At 65.1% G+C, this 24,151-nt stretch carries 23 protein-coding genes and 1 tRNA gene; 12 read left to right on the top strand and 12 right to left on the bottom strand.

Annotation, left to right across the window (positions count from 1 at the left end):
• Positions 1-62 precede the first annotated feature (62 nt).
• The 6 genes from K225_RS0100345 to galU all read left to right on the top strand — a co-directional run bounded on the left by K225_RS0100345 (position 63) and on the right by galU (position 7,440).
• Complete coding sequence (locus tag K225_RS0100345) at positions 63-1,340, top strand: heme biosynthesis HemY N-terminal domain-containing protein (RefSeq protein ID WP_026434549.1); 1,278 nt, start codon at positions 63-65, stop codon at positions 1,338-1,340.
• A gap of 243 nt (positions 1,341-1,583) precedes the next feature.
• Positions 1,584-2,159 (top strand): cytochrome b, encoded by a 576-nt coding sequence (locus K225_RS0100350; protein ID WP_026434550.1) that lies wholly within the window; start codon positions 1,584-1,586, stop codon positions 2,157-2,159.
• A gap of 33 nt (positions 2,160-2,192) precedes the next feature.
• Entirely contained in the window at positions 2,193-2,768 is a 576-nt protein-coding gene (locus K225_RS0100355; protein ID WP_026434551.1) for a YceI family protein, read from the top strand.
• 56 nt (positions 2,769-2,824) lie between these two features.
• Positions 2,825-3,397, top strand: coding sequence for a YceI family protein (locus K225_RS0100360; RefSeq protein ID WP_026434552.1), 573 nt, complete (start codon positions 2,825-2,827; stop codon positions 3,395-3,397).
• A 243-nt stretch (positions 3,398-3,640) separates the two neighbouring features.
• A complete protein-coding gene (locus K225_RS0100365; RefSeq protein ID WP_026434553.1) occupies positions 3,641-6,517 on the top strand; it encodes a valine--tRNA ligase in 2,877 nt (958 codons plus the stop codon).
• Between the two features lie 29 nt (positions 6,518-6,546).
• Positions 6,547-7,440, top strand: coding sequence for a UTP--glucose-1-phosphate uridylyltransferase GalU (gene galU / locus K225_RS0100370; protein WP_026434554.1), 894 nt, complete (start codon positions 6,547-6,549; stop codon positions 7,438-7,440).
• 63 nt (positions 7,441-7,503) lie between these two features.
• Here the strand turns inward: galU and K225_RS0100375 are convergent, their stop codons facing one another.
• The 3 genes from K225_RS0100375 to cysM form a co-directional block, all read right to left on the bottom strand.
• Complete coding sequence (locus tag K225_RS0100375) at positions 7,504-7,731, bottom strand: sulfurtransferase TusA family protein (RefSeq protein WP_026434555.1); 228 nt, start codon at positions 7,729-7,731, stop codon at positions 7,504-7,506.
• A gap of 5 nt (positions 7,732-7,736) precedes the next feature.
• A complete protein-coding gene (locus K225_RS0100380; RefSeq protein ID WP_026434556.1) occupies positions 7,737-8,315 on the bottom strand; it encodes an NUDIX domain-containing protein in 579 nt (192 codons plus the stop codon).
• 95 nt (positions 8,316-8,410) lie between these two features.
• The gene (gene cysM, locus K225_RS0100385; RefSeq protein WP_026434557.1) at positions 8,411-9,313 is read right to left on the bottom strand and encodes a cysteine synthase CysM; all 903 of its coding nucleotides are present in this window, start codon (positions 9,311-9,313) and stop codon (positions 8,411-8,413) included.
• Between the two features lie 41 nt (positions 9,314-9,354).
• Here cysM and K225_RS0100390 point away from each other — a divergent pair.
• From K225_RS0100390 to K225_RS0100400, 3 genes are all read left to right on the top strand, one after another.
• A tRNA-Leu gene (locus K225_RS0100390) sits at positions 9,355-9,439 on the top strand.
• Positions 9,440-9,542: 103 nt separating this feature from the next.
• Entirely contained in the window at positions 9,543-9,758 is a 216-nt protein-coding gene (locus tag K225_RS22065; protein WP_155885196.1) for a hypothetical protein, read from the top strand.
• Positions 9,759-9,798: 40 nt separating this feature from the next.
• Positions 9,799-10,134: a hypothetical protein gene (locus K225_RS0100400; RefSeq protein ID WP_034711448.1), complete on the top strand. Its 336-nt coding sequence runs from the start codon at positions 9,799-9,801 to the stop codon at positions 10,132-10,134.
• Between the two features lie 62 nt (positions 10,135-10,196).
• Here K225_RS0100400 and K225_RS21510 read toward each other — a convergent pair whose 3' ends face one another.
• From K225_RS21510 to K225_RS0100440, 7 genes are all read right to left on the bottom strand, one after another.
• The gene (locus K225_RS21510; protein WP_081679561.1) at positions 10,197-11,885 is read right to left on the bottom strand and encodes a restriction endonuclease subunit S; all 1,689 of its coding nucleotides are present in this window, start codon (positions 11,883-11,885) and stop codon (positions 10,197-10,199) included.
• A gap of 11 nt (positions 11,886-11,896) precedes the next feature.
• Positions 11,897-13,375: a class I SAM-dependent DNA methyltransferase gene (locus tag K225_RS0100410; RefSeq protein ID WP_026434559.1), complete on the bottom strand. Its 1,479-nt coding sequence runs from the start codon at positions 13,373-13,375 to the stop codon at positions 11,897-11,899.
• Between the two features lies 1 nt (position 13,376).
• On the bottom strand, positions 13,377-14,186 hold the full coding sequence (locus K225_RS21420; RefSeq protein WP_051248539.1) for a DUF2002 family protein: 810 nt from the start codon (positions 14,184-14,186) through the stop codon (positions 13,377-13,379).
• Positions 14,187-14,192: 6 nt separating this feature from the next.
• Complete coding sequence (gene hsdR, locus K225_RS0100420) at positions 14,193-16,655, bottom strand: EcoAI/FtnUII family type I restriction enzme subunit R (RefSeq protein WP_026434560.1); 2,463 nt, start codon at positions 16,653-16,655, stop codon at positions 14,193-14,195.
• Between the two features lie 111 nt (positions 16,656-16,766).
• Positions 16,767-17,372 (bottom strand): glutathione transferase GstA, encoded by a 606-nt coding sequence (gene gstA, locus K225_RS0100425; protein WP_026434561.1) that lies wholly within the window; start codon positions 17,370-17,372, stop codon positions 16,767-16,769.
• Between the two features lie 268 nt (positions 17,373-17,640).
• On the bottom strand, positions 17,641-17,859 hold the full coding sequence (locus tag K225_RS0100435; RefSeq protein ID WP_026434562.1) for a hypothetical protein: 219 nt from the start codon (positions 17,857-17,859) through the stop codon (positions 17,641-17,643).
• A gap of 139 nt (positions 17,860-17,998) precedes the next feature.
• A complete protein-coding gene (locus K225_RS0100440; protein ID WP_026434563.1) occupies positions 17,999-18,949 on the bottom strand; it encodes a LysR family transcriptional regulator in 951 nt (316 codons plus the stop codon).
• Positions 18,950-19,067: 118 nt separating this feature from the next.
• Here K225_RS0100440 and K225_RS0100445 point away from each other — a divergent pair, with 118 nt between their 5' ends.
• The 3 genes from K225_RS0100445 to K225_RS0100455 all read left to right on the top strand — a co-directional run bounded on the left by K225_RS0100445 (position 19,068) and on the right by K225_RS0100455 (position 22,647).
• The gene (locus K225_RS0100445) at positions 19,068-20,264 is read left to right on the top strand and encodes an acyl-CoA dehydrogenase (protein WP_026434564.1); all 1,197 of its coding nucleotides are present in this window, start codon (positions 19,068-19,070) and stop codon (positions 20,262-20,264) included.
• A gap of 104 nt (positions 20,265-20,368) precedes the next feature.
• Positions 20,369-21,628, top strand: a complete 1,260-nt coding sequence (locus tag K225_RS0100450; protein WP_026434565.1) for a CaiB/BaiF CoA-transferase family protein — start codon at positions 20,369-20,371, stop codon at positions 21,626-21,628.
• A 53-nt stretch (positions 21,629-21,681) separates the two neighbouring features.
• Positions 21,682-22,647 carry a tripartite tricarboxylate transporter substrate binding protein BugE gene (locus tag K225_RS0100455; protein WP_026434566.1) on the top strand — a complete coding sequence of 322 codons (966 nt, stop codon included), beginning with the start codon at positions 21,682-21,684 and terminating at the stop codon, positions 22,645-22,647.
• Positions 22,648-22,856: 209 nt separating this feature from the next.
• On the opposite strand, the gene K225_RS0100460 is transcribed toward K225_RS0100455, so the two are convergent.
• Positions 22,857-23,342: a hypothetical protein gene (locus tag K225_RS0100460; RefSeq protein ID WP_026434567.1), complete on the bottom strand. Its 486-nt coding sequence runs from the start codon at positions 23,340-23,342 to the stop codon at positions 22,857-22,859.
• 67 nt (positions 23,343-23,409) lie between these two features.
• Complete coding sequence (locus K225_RS0100465; RefSeq protein WP_026434568.1) at positions 23,410-24,051, bottom strand: NAD(P)-dependent oxidoreductase; 642 nt, start codon at positions 24,049-24,051, stop codon at positions 23,410-23,412.
• Positions 24,052-24,151: the final 100 nt, after the last annotated feature.

The following is a 24,151-nucleotide window of genomic DNA, read 5'->3' on the forward strand; positions in this document are numbered from 1 at the left end:
CTGGCATGGGTGCGCGCCGCTTGCCCGGGCTGTGGGTGTGCGCGACGCTTTGGATCACTGACATGCGTGCTGCACTTTGGCTTTTGGCGTTGTTTGGCGTGGCCGTGGCCGCGGCCCTGTTTGCGGGCAACAACCAGGGCACCATCACGCTGTACTGGCCGCCCTACCGCATCGACCTGTCCCTGAACATGGTGGTGCTGCTGCTGGTGAGCACCTTTGTCACGGTGTATGCCGCGATGAGCGCGCTGGCCGCCCTGCTGGATTTGCCGCGCCAGGCCCTGCGGTGGCGCGTGCAGCAAAAAGAACGCGCCATGCACGGCGCCATGCTGGATGCCCTGACGCACATGCTCGCCGGTCGCTTCATCCGCTCACGCAAGGCGGCACTGACGGCCCTGTCCAAGGAAGCAGCACTCACCACCGACGGTGAAACAGTGCCCCACGGCCTCCACCTGAGGACCATGGCGCACATGGTGGCCGCCGAAAGCTCCCACGCGCTGCAGGACCGCACCACGCGCGACACCCATTTGCAGCAGGCCCTGGGCCAGGTGGCGGCAGGCGGCACCGCGCACGAGCAGGAACTGCGTGAAGGCGTGCACATGCGTGCCGCACGCTGGCTGCTGGATGACCGCGACGCCCTTGCCGCACTCGAACGACTCGCCGTTTTGCCGCAGGGCGCCGCCCGGCGCACGCTGGCGCTGCGCATCCGGCTCAAGGCCACCCGCCTGGCGCGGCAGACGCAAGACGCGCTGGACACCGCGCGCCTGCTGTGCAAGCACCACGCCTTCTCGGCCAGCGCCGCGCAAAGCATTGTGCGCGGCCTGGCCATCGAGCTCATCAATGGCGCGCACGACACAGCCCAGTTGCAACAGACCTGGCTGCACCTGGAACAGTCCGAGCGCAGCATGCCGGAGCTGGCCATCCACGCTGCCCAGCGCCTGGCAACCCTGGGGGGCGAACCGGCACAGGTGAGGGCTTGGCTGCAGCCGGCCTGGGACTTCATGGTGAAGCAGCCGCATGCCCTGCCCGACCAGCATGCACTCAAACTGGTGCGGGCCCTCGAATCGGCCCTGGATACGCTCGATGCCCCCTGGCTGGCACGCATCGAATCCGCCCAGCAGGCCAACCCGCGCGATGCCCGCCTGCAATACCTGGCGGGGGTGGCCTGCCTGCAACGCGAGCTGTGGGGCAAGGCGCAGCAACTGCTGACCCAGGCCACCCCGCATTTGCCCGACGCCAGCCTGCGCGCCAGCGCCTGGCGCCATCTCGCCGAGCTGGCCGAGCACCGCAACGACAGCGAAGCTGCCGCAGCCGCCTGGAAAAAGGCCGCGCTCGCGCATTGAAGCGGCACTGGCGCAGTGGGCCGCCGCCCTGGCGGCCAGCCTCTCTGCGCAACGGGCATTGGGGAACTTTGAGCGCAGACAGTCGATCAATTCAGTTTTTTTGAATTGAACCGTCAATCCATCTGAAACCCGGCCGTCCCATGACTCCCTAAACTGGAGCCATTCCTGCACGACGTCCACCTGGCAAGTGCTGCACACCGTGCAGCCTCACGCCACGGACAACCCCCCAACGCTTTCACCGACATGCCTTCCTCCGACCCCGGCCAGGCGCTCGCCGCCCCACGCTACACCCACACCGCCATGCTGCTGCACTGGCTGCTGGGCATGGCGCTGGTCGCCCTTTTTGGCGTCGGCCTGTACATGGCCGACCTGCCCTTTTCACCCCAGCGCCTGAAGCTCTACAACTGGCACAAGTGGGCCGGGATCAGCATTCTGGTGCTGTCGCTGCTGCGCCTGGCCTGGCGTCTGGTGCACCGGCCACCGCACCTGCCTGCCCGCGTGCAAAACGCCATGCCCCGGTGGCAGCAGGTGGCGCACCAAGGCGCGCACCACCTGCTGTACCTGCTGTTTTTCGCCGTGCCCCTGCTGGGCTGGGCCTACAGCTCGGCGGCAGGCTTTCCCATCGTGTTTCTCGGACTGTGGCAACTGCCCGACTTCGCCCCGGTCAACCCGGATCTGGCCGAGGCACTGAAACCACTGCACAAGCTCAGCGCCATGGCGATGGCCGCACTCGTGATGGCGCATGTGGCTGCCGCGCTCAAGCACCATTTCATCGACCGCGACGGGCTGCTGCAGCGCATGCTGCCGGGCCGCCGCTGATCCCCGTCGCCCCATTTTTCAGGAGTGCCTCCCATGCAAGTTTCTTCCTTCTTCTCGGCCCTGGCCCTGGGCAGCGCCGCCCTGCTGGCGACCCAGCCTGCACTGGCGCAGCAAAAGCTGGTGCCCGCCCAGAGCGAAGTGCAGTTCACCGCGCGCCAGATGGGCGTGCCACTGCAAGGCCATTTCAAGAAGTTCGACGCACAGGTCAGTTTTGACCCCGCCAAGCTGGCCACCAGCAAGATCGCCTTCACGGTGGACACCGGCAGCGCCACCATGGGCTCGCGCGAAACCGACTCCGAACTGCCCAAGCCCACCTGGTTCAACGTGCCCCAGTTCCCGCAGGCCACGTTCCAGTCCAGCGCCATCAAGGCCCTGGGCGCAGGCAAATTCGAGGTGACCGGCAAGCTCAGCATCAAGGGCGTAGCCCGCGACGTGGTGGTGCCGGTCACGCTGGTGCAAAACGGCGCCACCACCATGGCCACCGGCGCGCTGCCACTCAAGCGCCTGGCGTTCAAGATCGGCGAGAACGAATGGGCCGACACCTCCATGGTGGCCGACGATGTGCAGGTGAAATTCAAGCTTGCGCTCTCCGGCGTAGGCAAGCTCTGATCGTTTTTCTTCCGCTTCCCCCTGTTTCCCCATCCTTTTCATTCAGGAGTTTTTTGATGCGCAAATCCCTTTTCGCCCTTGCCGCCACCGCCGTGCTGGCCACTGCCGCCCAAGCAGCCCCCGCTACCTACGCCATTGACCCCACGCACACCTTTGCCACCTTCGAGATCGGCCACTTTGGCGCCACCACCAACCGCGGCCGCTTCGACAAGAAGGAAGGCACCGTGCAATTTGACAAGGCGGGCAAGAGCGGCAAGGTGGAAATCACTCTTGACGTCGCCTCGGTCAACACGGGCACCGCGGCCTTTGACAAGCACCTGCAAAGTGCCGAGCTTTTTGACGTGGCCAAGTACCCCACGGCCAAGTTTGTCTCGGACAAATTCCACTTCAACGGCGACAAGGTCACTGCGGTCGATGGCAAGCTGACGCTCGCCGGCAAAACCCAGCCCGTCACGCTCAAGGCCAACCAGTTCGCCTGCTACGACAACCCGATGCTCAAGCGCGAAGTCTGCGGTGGCGACTTCGAGACCACCATTGACCGCACGGCATTCGGCATCAACTACGGCGTGGACTGGGGCTTCCCCAAGAACGTGCGCCTGGTGATCCAGGTCGAAGCCGTCAAGCAATAAGCTGCGTTGATTGCACGCGGAAAGCAGCCTGGCGACGACCCGCCAGGGCTGCTTGCGCGCACAGCAAGGTCGCTCTTCATTTGATAGCTATTGGGGCTTTATGAATAAGCGCTAGCGGCCAAAAAAACTCAAAACCACACGGTATGGGCGACCTGTGCGGGCGGGCCGGTAAAATCAGCACATCCCGCCCCAGTCAACCTGACGGCATCCTTTGGGGATGCCGTTTTCATTTGCCATTCCGCCATGAGCGACACCACTGCCCAACCCGGCCTCGACAGCCTCTCCAAGTCCTTCGAACCTGCCGCCCTGGAAACCCACTGGGGCCCCGAGTGGGAGCGCCGCGGCTACGGCGCAGCGGGCGTTCGGGGCACGGGCACGCCCCAGGCCGGCGCACCGTCGTTTGCCATCCAGCTGCCGCCCCCCAATGTGACGGGCACGCTGCACATGGGCCATGCGTTCAACCAGACGATCATGGACAGCCTCACGCGCTACCACCGCATGCGCGGCTTCAACACCGCCTGGGTGCCGGGCACCGACCACGCCGGCATCGCCACGCAGATCGTGGTGGAGCGCCAGCTGCAGGAGCAGGGCATCAGCCGCTACGACATGGGCCCCACGCCTCCCGAGGCGCGCAAGAACTTCGTCTCCAAGGTGTGGGAGTGGAAGGAAAAGAGCGGCAACACCATCACCACCCAGATGCGCCGCATGGGCGACAGCGTGGACTGGAGCCGCGAATACTTCACCATGGATGACAAGCTGAGCGCGGTGGTCACAGACACCTTCGTGAAGCTGTACGAGCAGGGCCTGATCTACCGCGGCAAGCGCCTCGTCAACTGGGACCCCAAGCTGCAGTCCGCCGTCTCCGACCTGGAAGTCGAGAACGAAGAAAAAGACGGCTCGCTCTGGCACATCGCCTACCCCCTGGCCGACGGCTCGGGCCAGCTCGTGGTGGCCACCACGCGCCCCGAGACCATGCTGGGCGACGTGGCCGTGATGGTGCACCCCGAGGATGAGCGCTACCAGCACCTGATCGGCCAGATGGTGAACCTGCCGCTGTGCAACCGCCAGATCCCGGTGATTGCCGACGACTATGTGGACAAGGAATTCGGCACCGGCGTGGTCAAGGTCACGCCCGCGCACGACCAGAACGACTATGCCGTGGGCCAGCGCCACCAGCTGCCCATGATTTGCGTGCTCACGCTGCAGGCCACGGTGAACGAGAACGCCCCGGCCAAATACCAGGGCATGGACCGCTTCGTGGCGCGCAAGGCCGTGGTGGCCGACCTCGAAGCCCTGGGCCTGCTGGTCGAGACCAAGAAGCACAAGCTCATGGTGCCGATCTGCACCCGCACCGGCCAGGTGGTCGAGCCCATGCTCACCGACCAGTGGTTCGTGGCCATGAGCAAGGTGGGCGCGGGCGACGCCACCGGCAAGAGCATTGCGCAAAAGGCCATCGACGCCGTGGCCAGCGGCGAGGTGACCTTTGTGCCCGAGAACTGGGTCAACACCTACAACCAGTGGATGAACAACATCCAGGACTGGTGCATCTCGCGCCAGCTGTGGTGGGGCCACCAGATTCCCGCCTGGTACGACGAGGACGGCAACGTGATCGTGGCCCGCAACGAGGCCGAGGCCCAGGCCAAGGCCCCGGGCAAGCAGCTGCGCCGCGACGAGGACGTGCTGGACACCTGGTACTCCTCCGCCCTCGTGCCCTTCAGCACCATGGGCTGGCCGAACCAGGGTGACGCGGCCACCGACGACTACAACCTCTACCTGCCCTCCTCCGTGCTGGTCACGGGCTACGACATCATCTTCTTCTGGGTCGCCCGGATGATCATGATGACCACGCACTTCACGGGCCGCGTGCCGTTCAAGCATGTCTACATCCACGGCCTGGTGCGCGACGCGCAGGGCAAGAAGATGAGCAAGTCCGAAGGCAACGTGCTCGACCCGGTGGACCTGATCGACGGCATCGCGCTGGAGCCCCTGCTCGACAAGCGCACCACCGGCCTGCGCAAGCCCGAGACCGCGCCCACCGTGCGCAAGAACACGCAAAAGGAGTTCCCCGAGGGCATTCCGGCTTATGGCGCCGATGCGCTGCGCTTCACCTTCGCGGCACTGGCCAGCCTGGGCCGCAGCATCAACTTCGACAGCAAGCGCTGCGAGGGCTACCGCAACTTCTGCAACAAGCTCTGGAATGCCAGCCGCTTTGTGCTGATGAACTGCGAAGGCCAGGATTGCGGGCTGGACGCAAGCCAGGGCTGCACCGAGAGCTACATGCACTTCAGCCAGGCCGACCGCTGGATCACCTCGCTGCTGCAAAAGACCGAGGCCGAGGTGGCCAAGGGCTTTGCCGAGTACCGCCTGGACAATGTGGCCAACACGATCTACGACTTCGTCTGGAACGAGTACTGCGACTGGTACCTGGAGATCGCCAAGGTGCAGATCCAGAACGGCACCGAGGCCGAGCAGCGCGCCACGCGCCGCACGCTGATCCGCACGCTCGAAGCCATCCTGCGCCTGGCCCACCCCATCATCCCGTTCATCACCGAAGCCCTGTGGCAGACGGTGGCACCCGTGGCCGGATTGAAGGGCGAGTCGGTCAGCATTGCCCGCTACCCCGAGGCCCAGCCCGAGAAGATCGACGAGGCTTCCATGGCCCACATGGGCCGCGTCAAGGGCCTGGTGGACGCCTGCCGCGCCCTGCGCGGCGAGATGAATGTCTCGCCCTCCACCCGCCTGCCGTTGTTCGTGGTGGGCGATACTGCCTTCATGCGCGGCGTGGCCCCCGTGCTGCAGGCCCTGGCCAAGCTCAGCGAGGTCAAGGTGTTTGATGACGAGGCCGCCTGGGCCGCCGCCGCGCAGGCCGCGCCCGTGGCCGTGGTGGGCGAGGCCCGTATGTGCCTGTACATGGAGATCGACGTGGCCGCCGAAAAGGCCCGCCTGTCCAAGGAAGCCACCCGCATCGAAGGCGAGATCACCAAGGCCCACAACAAGCTCTCCAACGAGGCCTTTGTGGCCAAGGCCCCGCCCGCCGTGATCGACCAGGAGAAAAAGCGCATCGCCGACTTTGGCGCCACGCTGGCCCGCCTGCGCGACCAGCTGGCCCGCCTGGGCTAAGGCTCTTTTCACCACCCACCGCACGCACCATGATCCAGCCCAACAACACCCCCGTCCGCAAAGCCGTGTTCCCTGTGGCGGGCCTTGGCACCCGCTTTTTGCCCGCCACCAAGGCATCGCCCAAGGAAATGCTGCCCGTGGTGGACAAGCCGCTCATCCAGTACGCCGTGGAAGAAGCCTACGCAGCCGGCATCCGCCACATGATCTTCGTCACCGGCCGCAGCAAGCGCGCCATCGAAGACCATTTCGACACCGCTTACGAACTGGAGGCCGAGCTGGAAGCCGCCGGCAAGAAAGAGCTGCTGGAGCTGGTGCGCTCCATCCAGCCCGACGACATGGACTGCGCCTTTGTGCGCCAGCCGCGCTCGCTGGGCCTGGGCCATGCCGTGCTGTGCGCCGAGGCGCTGGTGGGCAACGAGCCCTTTGCCGTGCTGCTGGCCGACGACCTGATGGTGGGCCCACCCGGTGGCGAAGCCGTGCTGGCGCAGATGGCCACCGCGTTTCGCCAGCAGGGGCGTTCGGTGATTGCCGTGCAGGAGGTGCCGCTCGACCAGGTCCACCGCTACGGCATCGTGGCGGGCGAGCCCGCCGGCGGCCCGCTGATCCGCATCGAGCGCATTGTCGAAAAGCCCAAGGCCGACGTGGCCCCCTCGCGCATGGGCGTGGCCGGCCGCTACATCCTCACGCCCGGCATCTTCAACGAGATCCGCAACCAGCCGCGCGGCGTGGGCGGCGAAATCCAGCTCACCGACGGCATCGCCCGCCTGATGCAGAACGAGGCGGTGTATGCCTTTCAATACGAAGGCAAGCGCTACGACTGCGGCAGCAAGGAAGGCTTCCTGGAAGCCACGGTAGAGCTGGCCCTGCAGCACCCGCAGGTGGGCGCGCAGTTTCGCGAATACCTCAAGGCCCTGGCGCTGTAACCCTCGCGCTTCACTTTCAATAGCTGCCAGCGTTTTCCAGAAAAGCGCTGGCAGCCATTCCGGCTAGCGCCGTCGCAGAACGTGGATGTATTCCACCCCCTCCGTCTTCTGCTCCACCAGTTCATTGCCGGTCTGCTTGGCAAACGCCTGGAAGTCACGCAGCGAGCCGCCGTCGGTGGCCAGCACCTTGAGCAGCTGGCCGCTGGCCATGTCGGCCAGGGCCTTCTTGGCCTTGAGGATGGGCAAGGGGCAGTTCAGGCCCCGGGTGTCGATTTCTTTGTGAATTTCCATGGTCTTCAATCCTTTGGCAGTTGCAGTTGTGGGTCATCCAGCCCGCGCCGCCGTTCTGCATTTTCCTCGGCCGTGAAAAACACCGGCTCGTGCCCCCGCGTACGCAACCAGTCGGCCAGCGCGTAGCCCGTGCCCGCAGGCCAGCACCTGAGGTCTGGCAGATCGTACAGCCGGTAGTCCACCAGCTCGGGTGACAGCCGCACCTCCCCTTCGGCCACCACATGGTAGGCAATGATGATCTGGTTCATGCGCAGAAACTCGTAGGCCCCCACCAGCGTGGTGGAGCGCACATCGAGGTTGGTCTCTTCCTTGACCTCGCGCGCGATGCCTTCCTGCGGCGACTCGCCCGCCTCCATGAAGCCAGTGATCAGCGCAAACATCTTGCCCGGCCAGGCCGCATTGCGGGCCAGCAGCACCTTGCCGTCCATCTCCACAATGGCCGCCAGCACGGGCGTGGGGTTGTTCCAGTGCGTCCAGCCGCAGGCGGGGCAGCGCAGCCGCTCCTTGTAGCCGCCATCTTCCGCCAGGATGATGGCTTGCAGGGCGGTACCGCAGTGCGTGCAGTGGCGTGCTTCGTAATGCATAGACTATTTATTTTTATAGCTACTGTCGCTTATCCATCAATCAATCGTCAGAGGCCGATTTCATCAAAAACCGGTTGCCACCATGGCCGATGGCATCACGCAGGAAACACGCCGGTGGAAAGATAGCGGTCGCCCCGGTCGCACACAATGAAGACGATGGTGGCATTGCTCTCGCGCTGTGCGATCTGCTGCGCCACCCAGCAGGCGCCCGCCGCCGAAATGCCCCCGAAGATGCCCTCCTCGCGTGCCAGGCGGCGGCACATTTCCTCGGCGTCGTCCTGGCTCACATAGACCATTTCATCGACCGCCGTGGCGTCGTAGATCTTGGGCAAATACTCCTGCGGCCACTTGCGGATGCCCGGAATGCGCGAGCCTTCTTCGGGCTGCGCGCCGATGATCTGGATGGCCGGGTTCTTCTCTTTCAGGAAGCGCGACACCCCGGTGATGGTGCCCGTGGTGCCCATGGCGCTCACAAAGTGGGTGATGCGCCCGCCCGTCTGCTCCCACAGCTCGGGGCCGGTGGTCTCGTAGTGGATGCGCGGGTTGTCGGGGTTGGCGAACTGGTCCAGCACCTTGCCCTCGCCACGCTTTTGCATGGCCTCGGCCAGGTCGCGGGCATGCTCCATGCCGCCACTCTTGGGCGTCAGCACCAGCTCGGCGCCAAAAGCCTTCATGGTCTGCGCGCGCTCGATGGACAGGTCCTCGGGCATCACCAGCACCATGCGGTAGCCCTTGATGGCCGCCGCCATGGCCAGCGCAATGCCGGTGTTGCCCGACGTGGCCTCGATCAGCGTGTCGCCGGGGCGGATGTCGCCACGCTCCTCGGCGCGGCGGATCATGGACAGCGCAGGCCGGTCTTTCACCGACCCGGCCGGGTTGTTGCCCTCCAGCTTGCCCAGCACCACATTGCCCCGCGCTGCGTTGTCCTGGGCCCCAATGCGCTGCAGCGCCACCAGCGGCGTCTGGCCTACCGCGTCTTCAATCGTCGGATATTTCATACGCCCTACTGTGCCATAATTTGCGTCTTCACAAATTGCCCGCCCGGGTGGTGAAATTGGTAGACGCAGGGGACTCAAAATCCCCCGCCGCAAGGCGTGCCGGTTCGATTCCGGCCCCGGGCACCATCTGACCTTGTCAGATGGCTCTGGCCGTCAGCGCCATGAGCCCCAGCAACCCGCCTGCCCGCCTGCATTGCGGGTTTTTTCACGCCCGCGCGCAGCTGTGCAGTTGGTTACACCTCGCGCGTCAACGCGGCCCTCCGGCCCGCCGTTGTTCGGTTATGGTCCCTGGACGGCAGGGGGCGCGGATGCGTCCGCAGCATCCACCATCGCCGTGGACACCAGCGCACCCGACGCGCTCAGCCGCCCGGTGCCGATCCGCCTGGTGGTCACCCTGACCCTCGGTGCCACGCAGGTCGCGACCATCGACGTGCTGATTGACTGACGCTGCGGTTTCCCGCACAAGAATGAAAGAGCGAATGACGATGAATCGAATCTCTGCCAGCGGCCTGATCGGCGGCGCCCTGTTCCTCCTCAGCACCGCCGCCAGCGCCGGCACCAATGTCAGCGTGGGCATCGGCGTGAACCTGCCCGGCGTGGCGGTCGTCCCGGTGCCCCCCGTGTACGCCCCCGCACCGGTCTATGTCCAGCCGGCTCCGGTCTACGTCCAGCCGGCCCCGGTGTATGCACCGCAACCCGTCTACGTGGCCCCGCGGCCCGTCTACATCCAGCGCGAGCGTGACGACGATGACGACCAAGGCAACCGCGGCTGGCGCGGCCGCGGCCATGGGGGCAAGCACGGGAAGCGGCACGACGACTGAGCAATCGGCGCCGGGCCGCATGCGCATGCGCGCGGCGCACAGCTACCGCGCGTGCCAGGCCTTCAGGCGGCCTGAAGCAGCGCCTCGGCCAGACGGGCCTGCACGGACTGGCGCTCGGCCAGGCGCTGGCGCAGGTCGGCGCAGAGGCGGCGCAGGGATTCGACGCGGGCGACGATGCGGGCTTGTTCAGCGAGCGGGGGGACGGGTAGCGGAAGGCCAAATAGTTTTGGCGACTCCAGCTTGCAGGTGCCGTGCGTGGAACGGTCCACCAGAGAAAGAATCTCCAACTTCATGCCTTTGCAGATCAAGGCAAGAAACGGCAACGTGGCTGGCACATGCGGCGTCAGGGCTTTCATGTCCTGATTGATGGTCACGGGGACCAGCGTCTCCGCAACCGGGAATGAATGCACGAGGATCATCCCTCGCACCACTACCAGCAGACTGCCGGAAGGTATCAGCGCGAGACTACCTCTGACCGCGGCCTCGGAAATGTGATCCTGTGCATCCGAAATCTGCGAAACCTTCATGTCTTTCGGACTGACCCAGGGAATGGTCCCGTCCCAATTCCTAGGGTCCGCTTTGCTCGGAGTCGCTCCGCCCGAAATGGTGCACAAGTCCTGGAAGCATGCCCACGTCCATCCTGCTGGTGTCGTGAACGCTTCGACAGCAACTGCCGGCTCTACTCGCGGTTTGTCCCGCTTGATCTTCCCCTCGGCGAGCAGCCGGTTCTTCTCGGCGCGGATGCGCTGCAGCAGCACGCTGGCGGGTTCGTCGGTGGGGTCTTGGGGCACAAGCAGGCCGCGCACGGCCAGTTGCAGCAGGGTTTGCTCCAGAGCGTCGATGGCTTCGGGGCGGTCGAGCAGCAGGTCGAAGTGCTGGGCCACGCGCTGCCAGTTGTCGGCCAGTTCCTCGGCCGTGGTGCTGGTGGTGAGCGTGCCCAGCAGGGTGCTGACCAGCTGGGCGTGTTGCGCGGCCTCCAGCTGGCCCTTGGCCTCCAGCGCATCGCACAGGCGCATGAGGGCTTCGACGCGGGTGACGATGCGGGATTGTTCGGCGAGGGGAGGGACGGCAATCAGCATTGCGCCCAACTTCCCTAGGTAGATACCCTTTTGCGCAGTTCCCTTTCCATGCAAATCGTAGTAGGCCCGAGCAATAGGCGCGCGCAAGTACAGTGAGCAAAAGGCCGAATTTAAACCTGAGCGGATAACAGCTACGCTACGTTGAAGCACAAACTCAGGAGCACCATTCGGAACAACAGCAGAACGCCCCAGCGAAGCCACTATTGTCAAAAGAACATCGCCTGGGGCCGCGGTCGTTCGACTGTTCTCGATCAGGAAATCAGCCTCATCCACATAACGAGTTGGCGAGGTGAAATCAATAATCCCACCTTCCCGTACGTTCTGACTACTCAGCATTGGGTAGCCAGCTCCCGAGTCACGCGGCGGATTGTGAGAGCCGTCTGTCAGTTTTGATGCAAGAGATCCAAGCCGTGACCACTCCCACCCCTCAGGCAACTCAAACGGCTTTTCGTCCTCCACAATCACCGCCAGCGGCTTGTCCCGCTTGATCTTGCCCTCGGCAATCAGCCGATCCTTCTCCGCCCGAATATTCTGTAGCAGCCTGCTCGCCGGTTCATCGGCAGGTTCTTGCGGCACCAGCTTGCCTTGCACGGCCAGGGTGAGGATGAGTTCGCGCAGCTTGGCGACGCCACCGGGGGCAGTGGCCAGTAAATCCAAATTTGATAGCAGCATGCGCTTATTCCTCAAGCGCTAGCGGCCGTTTTAGCCAAAGACTGGGCGAGGATGCCCTTGAGCTCATCGCGCAGGGCCTGGGCCTCGGCCTGCCGGCGGGCATAGTCGGCCAGCAGCGCGTCAGGGTCGTGGCTTTGCTGCTCGCCGACATGGGGGTTCTTCTGGTCGAGGTTCCAGTTGGCAGCGCGGATGGTGTCGATGCTGACCTTCCAGGCACGTTCGTTTTCCACGCGGGCGGCAAAGCCGTCGGCCTCGGTGCCCCACCAGGCCTTTTCGGCGTCGAATTCTTCAATGCGGATGGGCTTGGTCTTGTTGTAGTTTTTGACGCCCGGCGGGTACGGGTGCTCGTAGTACCAGACATGCTGCGTGGGCTGGCCCTTGGTGAAGAACAGCAGGTTGGTCTTGATGCCGGTGTAGGGCGCGAACACCCCGTTGGGCAGGCGCACGATGGTGTGCAGGTTGCACTCAGTGAGCAGCTGCTCTTTGATGCGGCTTTTGACGCCTTCGCCAAACAGGGTGCCGTCGGGCAGCACCAGGGCGGCGCGGCCGTTGGTCTTGAGGAGGTGCTTGATGAGCACCAGGAACAGGTCGGCCGTTTCCTTGGTGCGCACGTCGGCGGGGTAGCCTTGCTCGATGCCGGGTTCTTCTACGCCGCCAAAGGGCGGGTTGGTGAGCACCACGTCCACGCGGTCGGCGGCGGTGTAGTCGCGCAGGGGGCGGGCCAGGGTGTTGTCGTGGCGGATCTGGCTGGGCACCTCGATGCCGTGCAGCAGCAGGTTGGTGACGCACAGCATGTGGGGCATCTGCTTTTTCTCGACACCGCGAATGCTGTTTTGCAGCACGGTTTCTTGTTCTGCGTTGTGCACCTGCTTGCGCAAATGCTCGATGGCGCAGACAAGAAAACCGCCGGTGCCGGTGGCGGGGTCCAGGCAGATTTCACCCAGTTGCGGGTTGACCATGTCCACCATGAACTGGGTGACGGCGCGGGGGGTGTAGAACTCGCCCGCGTTGCCTGCGCTTTGCAGGTCCTTCAGGATTTTTTCGTAGAGGTCGTTGAACTGGTGGCGCTCGGCCTGGCGGTTGAAGTCGATGGCGCCCAGCTTGTTAACCACCTGGCGCAGCAGGTGGCCGCTTTTCATGTAGTTGTAGGCGTCTTCAAACACGCCGCGCACCACATAGCCGCGCGGGTTGCGGGCCGGGTCGGCACTCAGGCTCTTGAGGGTGGCAAAGAGCTGGTTGTCCACGAAGTCGAGCAGCGCGTCGCCTGTCATGCCCTCGGGGTCGGCCGCCCAGTTGCGCCAGCGCATGGCCTCGGGGATGGGGCTGGCGTAGTGGTCGCGGGTCAGCTCCAGCTCTTCTTCGAGCGCGTCAAACACCTTCAGGAACAACAGCCAGGTGAGCTGGCTGATGCGCTGGGCGTCGCCATCGACGCCGCTGTCCTGGCGCATGATGTCCTGGATGGATTTGATGACGGGGGTGAGGTTGGACATATCAACTGACAAAAATTTCTTGGCGATGGAAGGCTAGGTAAGGCCGATGCCGGGCATCGACACGGCTCAGTTGCAAGCCGGTGCGGATGCCCAGCCGTGCTGCGTCCTCCGAGCTTAATTCGGGGGACAGGAGCAGCTGACCTTCGTCGTCAAAGGCGATGAGGCCCGCATCGAAGGCAGCATCGAAATGCGGCGCCAGCAGCAGACCATTGAAGGGGTCCGTCTTTTCATCTGGCTCGGCGCTGGCCCAAGGTTTGATGTGAGATGCGCGCAGCAGGCGGGGTGTGGTCAAGCCCGTGATGGCGCAGCCACGCCAGTAGTCCAGCAGGGCATCCCTGAACTGGTCGTGACCGCTCCGCCTCGATGTGGTGGTGAGTAGGTCCGCGCCAAGAGGTAGCTTGGCGGGGCTTGCTTCGGCGTGGGGGCTTTCTTTGCTGAGCGTTGATGTAACGTCGGGCTTGCCCTCAAGGTGGTCCAGACATGCTTCGATGGCGAGCAGGGATTCAAACGTCAGTCCCCAGCCGTAAGAGATGGGCTGTGCGCCCCCGTGCATCCGCTTTGGGAACTGCACCATGTTGCTGGAGTGGAAGTAGTCGCTGCTCACCCGCAGGTCTGGCCGCTGGTCGCGCAGTGCGTCAATGCCGGATTCAGGATGCGCGATGAGCGCGGTTTCACCGGTTTTCGATGTGAGATTGAGATAGACGGGTTGGTGTTGGCCGAGTCGAAATCCGCGCTTCTTGCTGGTTTCGTGGATCACACGGTAGCCGCGTGAGATCAGCAGGGCTTCAATTTGGTCAATCTGAAGGGTCATCGCTTATCAAAACGGGTTGGATTGGTAGAGTGCTTGTTCGAGAGTACGCAGAGCGCCCAGATACTGTGCCCGGCCGCCAAAGCTGCGCACCAGCTCCACGGGGCTGCCCATGTCGGTAAAGGGCTGGAGCTTGAAGACTTCGTTGCTCTCGATGGTGGCGATGCCTTCATCGGCGTACTTGTCGAGCAAAGCCTCCAGCACCTTGCGGGCCACGGGGCCGTACTGGGTGAAGACGTTGCGCTTTTGCACGCGGCGGGCGCGCTCGCTGCGGGTGAGCGGGGGCTGGTCGTAGGCCACATGCAGCAGCAGGTCGAACGGGTCGAGGTCTTTGCCGACTTCGTCGGCCAGGGCCTCCAGCAGCACGCCCTGCCCCTCCAGCTCTTGTAGCAAGGCGGCCTTGCGGTCGGCCTGTTGCCAGGCCTGCAGGAACTGGTCGAGCGAGTCGTATTTCTTCAGCAGGTTGATGCGGGTGTAGTCGCGCAGGCTTTCAGTGATGAGCTTGCCCTGGGCGTTGAGGTACTGCACGCGCTCGCGGGCCACGGCCACGGTGACGTTGTTGCCGAGGATGTATTTCTTGGGGCCGTCCGGGGCTTCGCCGCCGCCCGCGAAGAGGCCTAACGGGTCCTGGTGGTGGCCTTCGACAGGCTCAGGCTGAACGGGTTGGGATGGATCTGAGATCGCGGGCGCATCGGGCGGCGCCACGGGGTCGCCGCTGCCGGGCTCGTAGATTTGCACGGGCTCGCCGTCAAAGTCCTTGTCGGCAAACAGTTCGGTGGCGCGCTTGAAGTCGAGGATGGTGAACCAGGTCTTGCCCAGGTCTTCGCGCAGGCGGGTGCCCCGGCCGATGATCTGCTTGAACAGCGTCATGGATTGGATGCCCTGGTCCAGCACGATGAGCTTGCAGGTCTGGGCATCGACCCCGGTGCTCATGAGCTTGGAGGTGGTGGCGATGACCGGGTAGGTTTTCTCGGGGTCGATGAAGTTGTCGAGCTCCAGCTTGCCCTCGGTGTTGTCGCCGGTGATCTGCACCACGTATTTGGGCTGGGTGGCGCACAGGTCGGCGTTGGCATTGCTCAGCGCCTGGCGCATGCGCGCGGCGTGGTCGATGTCTTCGCAAAAGACGATGGTCCTGGCGTAGCGGTCGGTGGCCTTGAGGTATTCGGTGATCTTGGCGGCCACGGCCACGTCGCGCTGCTCCAGCACCAGCTTGCGGTTCATGTCGGCGCCGGTGTAGATGCGGTCTTCGATGGCGTGGCCGTGCTTGTCGGCCATGCCTGCCGTGGGGCGCCAGCCGAAGGTGTCCTTATCCAAATCGACGCGGATGACCTTGTACGGGGCCAGGTAGCCGTCTTCGATGCCTTGCTTGAGGCTGTAGGTATAGACGGGCTCACCGAAATAGTCGGTGCTGGAAACGTCCTTGGTTTCCTTGGGCGTGGCCGTGAGGCCGATCTGCGTGGCGCTGCCGAAGTAGGTGAGGATGTCGCGCCAGGCCGAGTCTTCGGCCGCGCTGCCCCGGTGGCATTCGTCCACCACGATGAGATCGAAAAAGTCGGGGCTGAACTGCTTGTAGATGTTGCGCTCTTCCTCGGTGCCGGTGACGGCCTGGTAGAGCGACAGGTAAATCTCGTAGCTCTTGTCCACCAGCTTGGTGGTTTTGTGGACGGCCAGGGCCACGTCTTCGACCGACACCACGCCCTGCGCATCGACCCGCTCCACGCCCTTGGCGTTAGGGCTGAGCTTGGCCATGGCGCCCTTGAAAGGACGAAAGTCGTTGACCATGGTCTGGTCGATGAGGATGTTGCGGTCGGCCAGGAACAGGATGCGCTTTTTGGCGCCACTCTTCCACAGACGCCAGATGATCTGGAACGCGGTGTAGGTTTTGCCGGTGCCGGTGGCCATGACCAGCAGCACGCGGTTTTGCCCGGCAGCGATGGCCTCGACCGCGCGGTTGACGGCGTTGAGCTGGTAGTAGCGCGGGGTCTTGTGGGGGGCGTAGTCAAAACCAGCCACGCGGCTTTCTTCGGCCGTCCAGCCCTTCCAGGCGCAGTAGCGGTTCCACAGCTCTTGTGGCGAGGGGAATTCTTCGAGGGTGAGGTTCTGCTCCAGCACGCCGGTGGCCAGGGTCGCATCGCGGAAGACGAAACCGTCGCCATTGCTGGCAAAGCTGAACGGCACATCCAGCAGCTGGGCGTAGTTCAGCGCCTGGCCCATGCCTGCGCCTACGGCGTGCTGGTTGTCCTTGGCCTCGACCACCGCCAGGGGAATGTTGGCCTTGTAGAACAGGGCGTAGTCGGCGCGCAGCACCGAGCTTTTGTCGCGGTAGGCCTTGCTGCCGCGCACCACCACACGCCCAGCACGCAACGGGTACTCCCGAAAGATCTGGTCCAGACCGTTCCACCCGGCGCGCTCCATGGCCGGGCGGATGAACTTGTCGCAGATGTCGCTTTCGGAGAGGTTTTTCTTGTCCATTCGGCATGGTTGCACCCACCTTGGGCATGCAGGGGTGGCGTGTAGTTGTTACCGGATACTACCGCCGCCCCGTGTCACCCCGACAAAGCCTTGCCGGTGGCGGCATATCCGTCAGGCCAGGCCTTCGTCCTTCAGCACGGCCTGCACCGCTGGACGCGCTGCCACCCGCGCGCGAAAGGCAACCAGGTTGGGCCACGGTGCGAGGTCCAGGCCGATGCGGCCGGTCCAGCCGAGCACGGTGAAGAGGTAGGCGTCGGCCACGCTGAAGTCGGCGCCCAGCAGGTGGTCGCGGCCCGCGAGCTGGTCGTTGACGTAGGCAAAACGCCGCTGCAGGTTGCTGCGCGAGACCTCTTTCCATTCGGGCGTGCCGGCGGGGTTGAAGAAGGCGCCGAAGTTGCGGTGCAGCTCGGTGCCGATGAAGGTGAGCCAGCCCTGCAGCTGGTAGCGGGCCAGCGTGCCGTTGGCCGGGGCCAGGGGTTTGGCGGGCACCTGGTCGGCCAGGTACTGGACGATGGCCGGGCCTTCGGTGAGCAGGGTGCCGTCGTCCAGCTGCAGCGCGGGCACGTAACCCTTGGGGTTGATGGCCCAGAAGTCCTGGCCGCTGGCGGTCTGCTTGGTCTGGAGGTCAACCACCTCGGTCGCGTAAGGCAGGCCGGTTTCTTCGAGCACGATGTGCGATGCCAGGGAACAGGCGCCGGGCTTGATGAACAGTTTCATGAAGGATTTTCCTTGGTGGGCGGGTTGGAAAGAACGGAGCGATTGTGCAGCGCACAGCCATCGCATGCTGCCCGCGCTCCTGACCGCTTCGGCGATCCGCAACCCGATGCGCGGAACGATCTGCCCACCCAACGCTGTGCACACCCCACGGCTGTACCGCAGGGCTGCATGCGCCACATCCCACCTGGCAGACAACCCAGCACCGCGGGTGCTGGTGCTGCGCTGAAAACCCGGCACCTGCGCCGCGCTGGCGCAACGGCTCCTGGCGCTAATTGTCCTGGCGCCGGATCAATTGCCGCCCCGAGGGCGTGATGGCCATTTCACCGCCCGCGTTCTTGCTGATGAGACCCCACTCCAGCAGCCGCCCCGACAGGTGCTCCCTGAGCGCGCCGTCCTGGGTGATGAGTTCGCCCATCTCCAGCCGCTTGAGTACATCGATTTCGTCCACGGTGGGGTCGAAATGCGCTGCATGGTAGGTGTTCGTCATGGTCGTCCTCCAACTGGCAGTGCCACATGCCACTGACGCCACCAGATTAGACCGATGGCCAGCGCAGCGCAAGCGCCCCCGCTGAAAACCTGGTGCAGCACCGGGGCGCCCGCCAGCAAGCGCAGCGGCGCTGCACGCTTCATGGCGCAGGCCCATCGCTTGGCGCAATGCCCTGCGCCATGCCCAGCAGCCACTGCGCAAACGCCGCCAGTACCGGTGGCTGGGCCTGCGCGGGGCTGACGAGGTAGTAGCCGCGTTCGCCGCGCAGCGGGCGCGCGCAGGCCACCACCAGTTCGCCGCTGGCCAGCTCGGCCTCGATCAGCAGGGGCGGTATCAGCGCCACGCCCATGCCATGCGTGGCGGCCACGGCGAGCATGGAGAACAGCTCGTAGCGCGGGCCGTCCAGCGCATGCGGCGCGTCCACGCCCATGGCATCGAACCACTGGCGCCAGCCATAGGGGCGCGTGCTTTGCTGCAACAGCGGCAGTTCGGTCAAGGCTTGCGGCGCCACCGGCTGGTGCGCGCGGCCACGACCGCGCGGCGTGGTGGCCTCCAGCAGGCGCGGGCTGCACACGGGTACCACGTCTTCGTGCATCAGGAGCTGCGCCTGCACGCCGGGCCAGTGGGCGACCTGCTCGGGGGTGCCCGCGTACAGCGCGGCATCAAAGGTGGTGTCGGCAAACAGAAAGGGCCGCGTTTGCGTGTCGATGTGCACCACGATGTCGGGGTGCTGCTGCGCCAGCTGCGGCAGGCGCGGGATGAGCCAGCGCGTGGCAAAGGTGGGCACTGCCGCCAGCGAGATGGTGCCGCCCTCGCCCTGGTGCGCCATCATGTCCAGCGTGTCGCGCTCCAGCCCCTGCAGCCAGCGCGCGACCTGGCGGCCGTAGTGCGCGCCCGCGGGCGTGAGTACCACGCCGTGGCGCGTGCGGCGAAACAGCTGCACGCCCAGGAATTCTTCCAGCGCCTGGATCTGGCGCGATACGGCGCTTTGCGTGAGCGACAGCTCTTGCGCGGCGCGCGTATAGCTTTCGTGCCGGGCGGCGACTTCGAAACAGGCCAGGGCCTGGGTGGAGGGGATGTGGCGGCGCATGCTCGAACTCTAGCCTATACATTCCTCAAACGCATATCTGGATGAAAACTCATCGTTTGCTCAAGGTGAGCACGGTCACTACGATGCACACATTCATGATTTTTTATCGGAGACCGCCATGGCCCACGCCGCTTTTCAATGGGACGACCCTTTCCTCCTGAGCCAGCAACTGACCGACGACGAGCGCGCCGTCCGTGATGCCGCCGCCGCCTACTGCCAGGACAAGCTGGCCCCGCGCGTGCTCGACGCCTTCCGCCACGAGAAGATGGACACCAGCATCTTCCGCGAGATGGGCGAAGTGGGCCTGCTGGGCCCCACCATCCCCGAGCAGTATGGCGGCCCGGGCCTGAGCTACGTGGCCTATGGCCTGATCGCCCGCGAGGTAGAGCGCGTGGACTCGGGCTACCGCTCGATGGCCAGCGTGCAGAGCTCGCTGGTGATGGTGCCCATTCATGAATTCGGCACCGAAGCGCAAAAGCAGAAATACCTGCCCAAGCTGGCCAGCGGCGAGTGGATTGGCTGCTTCGGCCTGACCGAGCCCGACCACGGCTCCGACCCCGGCAGCATGGCCACGCGCGCCTACAAGACGGCCGGCGGCTACAAGCTCAAGGGCAGCAAGATGTGGATCACCAACAGCCCCGTGGCCGACGTGTTCGTGGTCTGGGCCAAGGAAGTCTCCGAAGGCGGCGCTGTGGGCCCGATTCGCGGCTTCGTGCTCGAAAAAGGCATGAAGGGCCTGACGGCCCCCGCCATCCACGGCAAGGTGGGCCTGCGCGCGTCGATCACCGGCGAGATCGTGATGGACGACGTGTTCGTGCCCGAGGAAAACGCGTTTCCTGAAGTGCAGGGACTCAAGGGCCCCTTCACCTGCCTGAACAGCGCGCGCTACGGCATCGCCTGGGGCGCTTTAGGTGCGGCCGAGTTCTGCTGGCACACCGCCCGCCAGTACACGCTGGACCGCAAGCAGTTTGGCCGCCCCCTGGCAGCCAACCAGCTCATCCAGAAGAAGCTGGCCGACATGCAGACCGAGATCGCGATCGGCCTGCAGGCCTGCCTGCAGTTCGGCCGCATGAAGGACGCGGGCACGGCCAGCGTGGAAGGCACCTCCATCATCAAGCGCAACAGCTGCGGCAAGGCCCTGGACATTGCCCGCCTGGCACGCGACATGATGGGTGGCAATGGCATCAGCGACGAGTTTGGCGTGGCCCGCCACCTGGTGAACCTGGAGGTGGTGAACACCTACGAGGGCACGCACGACGTGCACGCGCTGATTCTGGGCCGCGCACAGACGGGCATCGCAGCGTTCGCCAACTGAGCGTTTGCAGTCCGGCACAAAAACACCGCACTTGCGGTGTTTTTGCCTTTTGGCGATTGATCAGCAAGCGCTGACAGCTATTCATTTCATAGTAACTTACACCCATGACCACCATCCCCTCCTCTCAAGGCGCCCTGGCAGGCATCCAGGTGCTCGACCTTTCCCGCGTGCTCGCCGGCCCCTGGTGCACCCAGATGCTGGCCGACCTGGGTGCGGACGTGGTCAAGGTGGAGCGCCCCGGCATGGGCGATGACACACGCCAGTGGGGCCCGCCCTTCCTGAAGGACGAAGCCGGCAACGACACCCACCAAGCCAGCTATTTCACGGCCTGCAACCGCAACAAGCGCTCGGTCACCATCGACATGGCCACGGCCGAGGGCCAGGCGCTCATCCGCCAGATGGCGCAGCAGGCCGACATCGTGGTCGAGAACTTCAAGGTCGGCGGCCTGAAGCAGTACGGCCTGGACCATGAGAGCCTGCGCGCACTGAACCCGCGCCTCATCTACTGCTCGGTCACCGGCTTCGGGCAGGACGGGCCGTATGCCGAGCGCGCCGGCTACGACCTCATGGTGCAGGCCATGACGGGCCTCATGAGCATCACCGGCCAGGCCGACACCGAACCCGGCGGCGGCCCCATGCGCGTGGGCGTGGCGGTGATCGACCTGTTCACCGGCCTGTATGCGAGCAATGCCATCCTGGCCGCGCTGCATGTGCGCGACAACGCCACCAACGGCACCGGCCAGGGCCAGCACATCGACATGGCGCTGCTCGACGTGGGCATGGCCGTGCTGGCCAACCAGGCCTCGGGCTTCCTGGCCACCGGCAGGGCGCCCGGCCGCATGGGCAACAGCCACCCGAGCCTGGCACCCTACCAGGACTTCCCCACCGCCGACGGCAACATGCTGCTGGCCATCGGCAACGACGGCCAGTTCCAGCGCTTTTGCACGGCGGCCGAGCAGCCCCAGTGGGCCGCCGACCCGCGCTTTGCCACCAACCCGCTGCGCGTGCAGCACCGCAGCGACCTCATCCCCGCCATGGAGGCCGTGACCCGCACGCGCACCACCGCCGACTGGATCGCGCTGCTCGAAGACAAGGCCGTGCCCTGCGGCCCCATCAACACCATTGCCCAGGCGTTTGACGATGCGCAGGTGAAGGCACGCGGCCTGCGCGTGAGCCTGCCGCGTGACGCGGGCGACGGCATCGCGCAGGTGGCCACGGTGGCCAGCCCACTGCGCCTCTCGCGCAACCCGCCCGTGCTGCGCAACGCCCCGCCGGCCCTGGGCCAGCACACCGATGAGGTGCTGGCCGAGCTTGGTCTGGGCGCGCAGGCCATTGCCACCCTGCGCGAGAAAAAGGTTCTCTGAATACGGCGCTCCTTGCCACCTGCTTCACCATTTCAACAACAGGAGATAAAAGCATGATCCGTTGCAGCGCCCTCGTCCTGGGCCTCCTCGCCATTTTCGGTACCACCGCCCACGCACAAAGCTACCCGCAAAAACCCATCCGCCTGCTCGTGCCCTTTGCCGCAGGCGGCACCACCGACCTGATCGCGCGCATCGTGGCCGAGCCGCTGGGCCGCGAACTGGGACAGCCCGTGGTGGTGGAGAACAAGGGCGGTGGCGGCGGCAGCATTGGCGCGGCCGAAACCGCACGCGCCAACCCCGACGGCTACAACCTGGGCATGGCCACCGTGTCCACCACGGCCACCAATCCGGCCATCAACCCCAAGATCCCGTACAACGTCGCCACCGACTTCGCGCCCATCATCAACATTGCCGCCACGCCCAACGTGATCGCCGCCCACCCCAACCTGCCCTTCCGCGACTACAAGGGCATGCTGGCCGCCGTGAAGAAGGAGCCCGGCAAGTACGCCTACGCCTCGCCGGGCAACGGCAGCATCACGCACCTGATGATGGAGATGTTCAAGCTGAGCACCCAGACCTTCATGGTGCATGTGCCCTACCGCGGCTCGGGCCCCGCCCTCAACGACGCCGTGGCCGGCCAGGTGCCGCTGATTTTCGACAACCTGCCTTCGGCCCTGCCCTTCATCAAGGAAAAGCGCCTCACGGCGCTGGTGGTGGCCGCACCACAGCGCGTGCCCGCCCTGCCCGACGTGCCCACCTTCAAGGAAGTGGGCCTGGAAAGCGTGAACCGCATGGCCTACTACGGCCTCATCGGCCCCAAGGGCCTGCCCAGGGACATCGTGGACAGGATCAACGCCGCCACCCGCAAGGTGCTGCAGGACCCCGCCATCCGCAAGCGCATCGAGGAAACCGGCTCCATCATCATGGCCGACACCCCCGAAGCCTTCGCCCGCCAGATGCGCGAGGAACTGGCGGTGTACAAGGATGTGGTGGCCAAGCAAAAGCTCAGCCTGGACTGAGGATGTGAAAGAACCGGCCATGCCCTCCGTTGCCCGCATGGCCCGGCAAAGCACAGACCGGCAAGAAGACAGCCTATAGCGCCATCAGGTCATGCGCTTGATGCCATATTTTTCATGGCAGCCAAGGCGCTTTCACGCACTGCAGCGCAGCGCGGGTGGAGGCTGCACCAGGCTGCCGCCCGATTGGCCGGCAACGGCAGCATCGATTTTCAGCGCGGCCGCTCAAACCCGCTCTCGGCCCAGTCCGTGGCGCGGGCGGCGGTGAGCTGGAAACTGGGCGGCACCGGAACCCGCGCCAGCTCTTCACCCAAGGCATTGTGCGCGCTCAGGGTGGCGGTGGCGCCCTCCTCGTCGGGCACGATGGCCAGGGCCACACGCAGGCGCTCGCCCTGCACGGTGATGGTGACGCTCTTGTTGAGCTGCGCATGCAGCTGCTGCTCGTGGCGGCGCAGCACCTCGCTGGCCGTTTTCACCAGGGTGTTGAAGGCCGATACATCCAGCGGCTTGGGGTTCTTCTTGTCACGCCCCATGGTCCACGGGCCCACCAGCGCGGGCTCGGCCTCGCCCTGCAGCGTCATGGCCACGGCCCAGCCATCGTCGTCCTCGTTCTTGATGACCTGCGCCGTCCAGCGGCCGTCGCTCCACCGGCGCGGTTCCTGGATGGGCGTGGGGGTGTCGTCGTGGAAGTCGGTCATGGGGCGCAAGAATACGGAAAAAGGCGCAGAGCATACGCGCAGACCGCCACGCGCCCTGCGCTGGCCCTCAGTTCGCTACCGTGAACCGCTTTTGCACATGGCGCAGCGTTTCCAGCTCGTCCACGATGGCCACCGCCAGGTCGGCCACGCTGATGCCGCCGGGCTGCTCGCCATTCATCAGCGGCGCCTCGCCGCCCACGCGGTACTGGCCGGTGCGCTCGCCGGGCTGCAGCAGGATGGGGGGCGAGAGGAAGGTCCAGTCCAGCGTGTTTTCGGTGCGGATCCAGTTCAGGGCCTCGCGCGCGGCCAGGGCGCCCTGCTTCCATTCGGCGGGGAACTGGGGCGTGTCCACCAGCTGCACGCCGGGCGCCACAAAAAGGCTGCCCGCACCGCCCACCACCAGCAGCCGGCGCACGCCGGCCTGTTTGGTGCCGTCAATGATGGCGCGGGTGCCCTTGAGGAATTCGTCGTGGATGTCGGGGTTGCTCCAGCCGGGGTTGTAGGCACTGACCACGGCATCATGGCCAGCGGCGGCCTTGGCCACCTGGTCGGCGTCCCGTGCGTCGGCGGCGACCACCGTGAGGCCCTCGCGGGCAGTGAGCTTAGCCGGATGGCGGGCCAGCACGGTCACGCAGTGGCCGCGCTGCAGCAGTTCATTCAGCACGGCCGAGCCGACAAAGCCGGTGGCACCAATCAGGGCGATGTTCATAACGGTTCCTCATTCACAAGAAGTGGCGATGGAGTGAGAATAAAAGGTTGTCATAACCTGAGCTAGATGGCAAAAATCGCCTTCTATTTGAAGTTAAACT

The sequence above is a fragment of the Acidovorax sp. JHL-9 genome, from assembly GCF_000426205.1.
GTDB classification, from domain to species: Bacteria; Pseudomonadota; Gammaproteobacteria; order Burkholderiales; family Burkholderiaceae_C; genus Acidovorax; species Acidovorax soli.

What these genes read in the sequence shown, in the direction of transcription:
- K225_RS0100410 (WP_026434559.1), bottom strand. Translation starts at nt 13,375, where the DNA reads ATGTCCAACCTCACCCCCGTCATCAAATCCATCCAGGACATCATGCGC.
- cysM (WP_026434557.1), bottom strand. Translation starts at nt 9,313, where the DNA reads ATGAAATATCCGACGATTGAAGACGCGGTAGGCCAGACGCCGCTGGTG.
- K225_RS0100365 (WP_026434553.1), top strand. Translation starts at nt 3,641, where the DNA reads ATGAGCGACACCACTGCCCAACCCGGCCTCGACAGCCTCTCCAAGTCC.
- K225_RS21510 (WP_081679561.1), bottom strand. Translation starts at nt 11,885, where the DNA reads ATGCTGCTATCAAATTTGGATTTACTGGCCACTGCCCCCGGTGGCGTC.
- K225_RS0100355 (WP_026434551.1), top strand. Translation starts at nt 2,193, where the DNA reads ATGCAAGTTTCTTCCTTCTTCTCGGCCCTGGCCCTGGGCAGCGCCGCC.
- K225_RS0100400 (WP_034711448.1), top strand. Translation starts at nt 9,799, where the DNA reads ATGAATCGAATCTCTGCCAGCGGCCTGATCGGCGGCGCCCTGTTCCTC.
- galU (WP_026434554.1), top strand. Translation starts at nt 6,547, where the DNA reads ATGATCCAGCCCAACAACACCCCCGTCCGCAAAGCCGTGTTCCCTGTG.
- K225_RS0100435 (WP_026434562.1), bottom strand. Translation starts at nt 17,859, where the DNA reads ATGACGAACACCTACCATGCAGCGCATTTCGACCCCACCGTGGACGAA.
- K225_RS0100440 (WP_026434563.1), bottom strand. Translation starts at nt 18,949, where the DNA reads ATGCGCCGCCACATCCCCTCCACCCAGGCCCTGGCCTGTTTCGAAGTC.
- K225_RS0100460 (WP_026434567.1), bottom strand. Translation starts at nt 23,342, where the DNA reads ATGACCGACTTCCACGACGACACCCCCACGCCCATCCAGGAACCGCGC.
- K225_RS0100375 (WP_026434555.1), bottom strand. Translation starts at nt 7,731, where the DNA reads ATGGAAATTCACAAAGAAATCGACACCCGGGGCCTGAACTGCCCCTTG.
- K225_RS0100345 (WP_026434549.1), top strand. Translation starts at nt 63, where the DNA reads ATGCGTGCTGCACTTTGGCTTTTGGCGTTGTTTGGCGTGGCCGTGGCC.
- K225_RS0100445 (WP_026434564.1), top strand. Translation starts at nt 19,068, where the DNA reads ATGGCCCACGCCGCTTTTCAATGGGACGACCCTTTCCTCCTGAGCCAG.
- K225_RS21420 (WP_051248539.1), bottom strand. Translation starts at nt 14,186, where the DNA reads ATGACCCTTCAGATTGACCAAATTGAAGCCCTGCTGATCTCACGCGGC.
- K225_RS0100465 (WP_026434568.1), bottom strand. Translation starts at nt 24,051, where the DNA reads ATGAACATCGCCCTGATTGGTGCCACCGGCTTTGTCGGCTCGGCCGTG.
- gstA (WP_026434561.1), bottom strand. Translation starts at nt 17,372, where the DNA reads ATGAAACTGTTCATCAAGCCCGGCGCCTGTTCCCTGGCATCGCACATC.
- K225_RS0100455 (WP_026434566.1), top strand. Translation starts at nt 21,682, where the DNA reads ATGATCCGTTGCAGCGCCCTCGTCCTGGGCCTCCTCGCCATTTTCGGT.
- hsdR (WP_026434560.1), bottom strand. Translation starts at nt 16,655, where the DNA reads ATGGACAAGAAAAACCTCTCCGAAAGCGACATCTGCGACAAGTTCATC.
- K225_RS0100360 (WP_026434552.1), top strand. Translation starts at nt 2,825, where the DNA reads ATGCGCAAATCCCTTTTCGCCCTTGCCGCCACCGCCGTGCTGGCCACT.
- K225_RS0100450 (WP_026434565.1), top strand. Translation starts at nt 20,369, where the DNA reads ATGACCACCATCCCCTCCTCTCAAGGCGCCCTGGCAGGCATCCAGGTG.
- K225_RS0100380 (WP_026434556.1), bottom strand. Translation starts at nt 8,315, where the DNA reads ATGCATTACGAAGCACGCCACTGCACGCACTGCGGTACCGCCCTGCAA.
- K225_RS0100350 (WP_026434550.1), top strand. Translation starts at nt 1,584, where the DNA reads ATGCCTTCCTCCGACCCCGGCCAGGCGCTCGCCGCCCCACGCTACACC.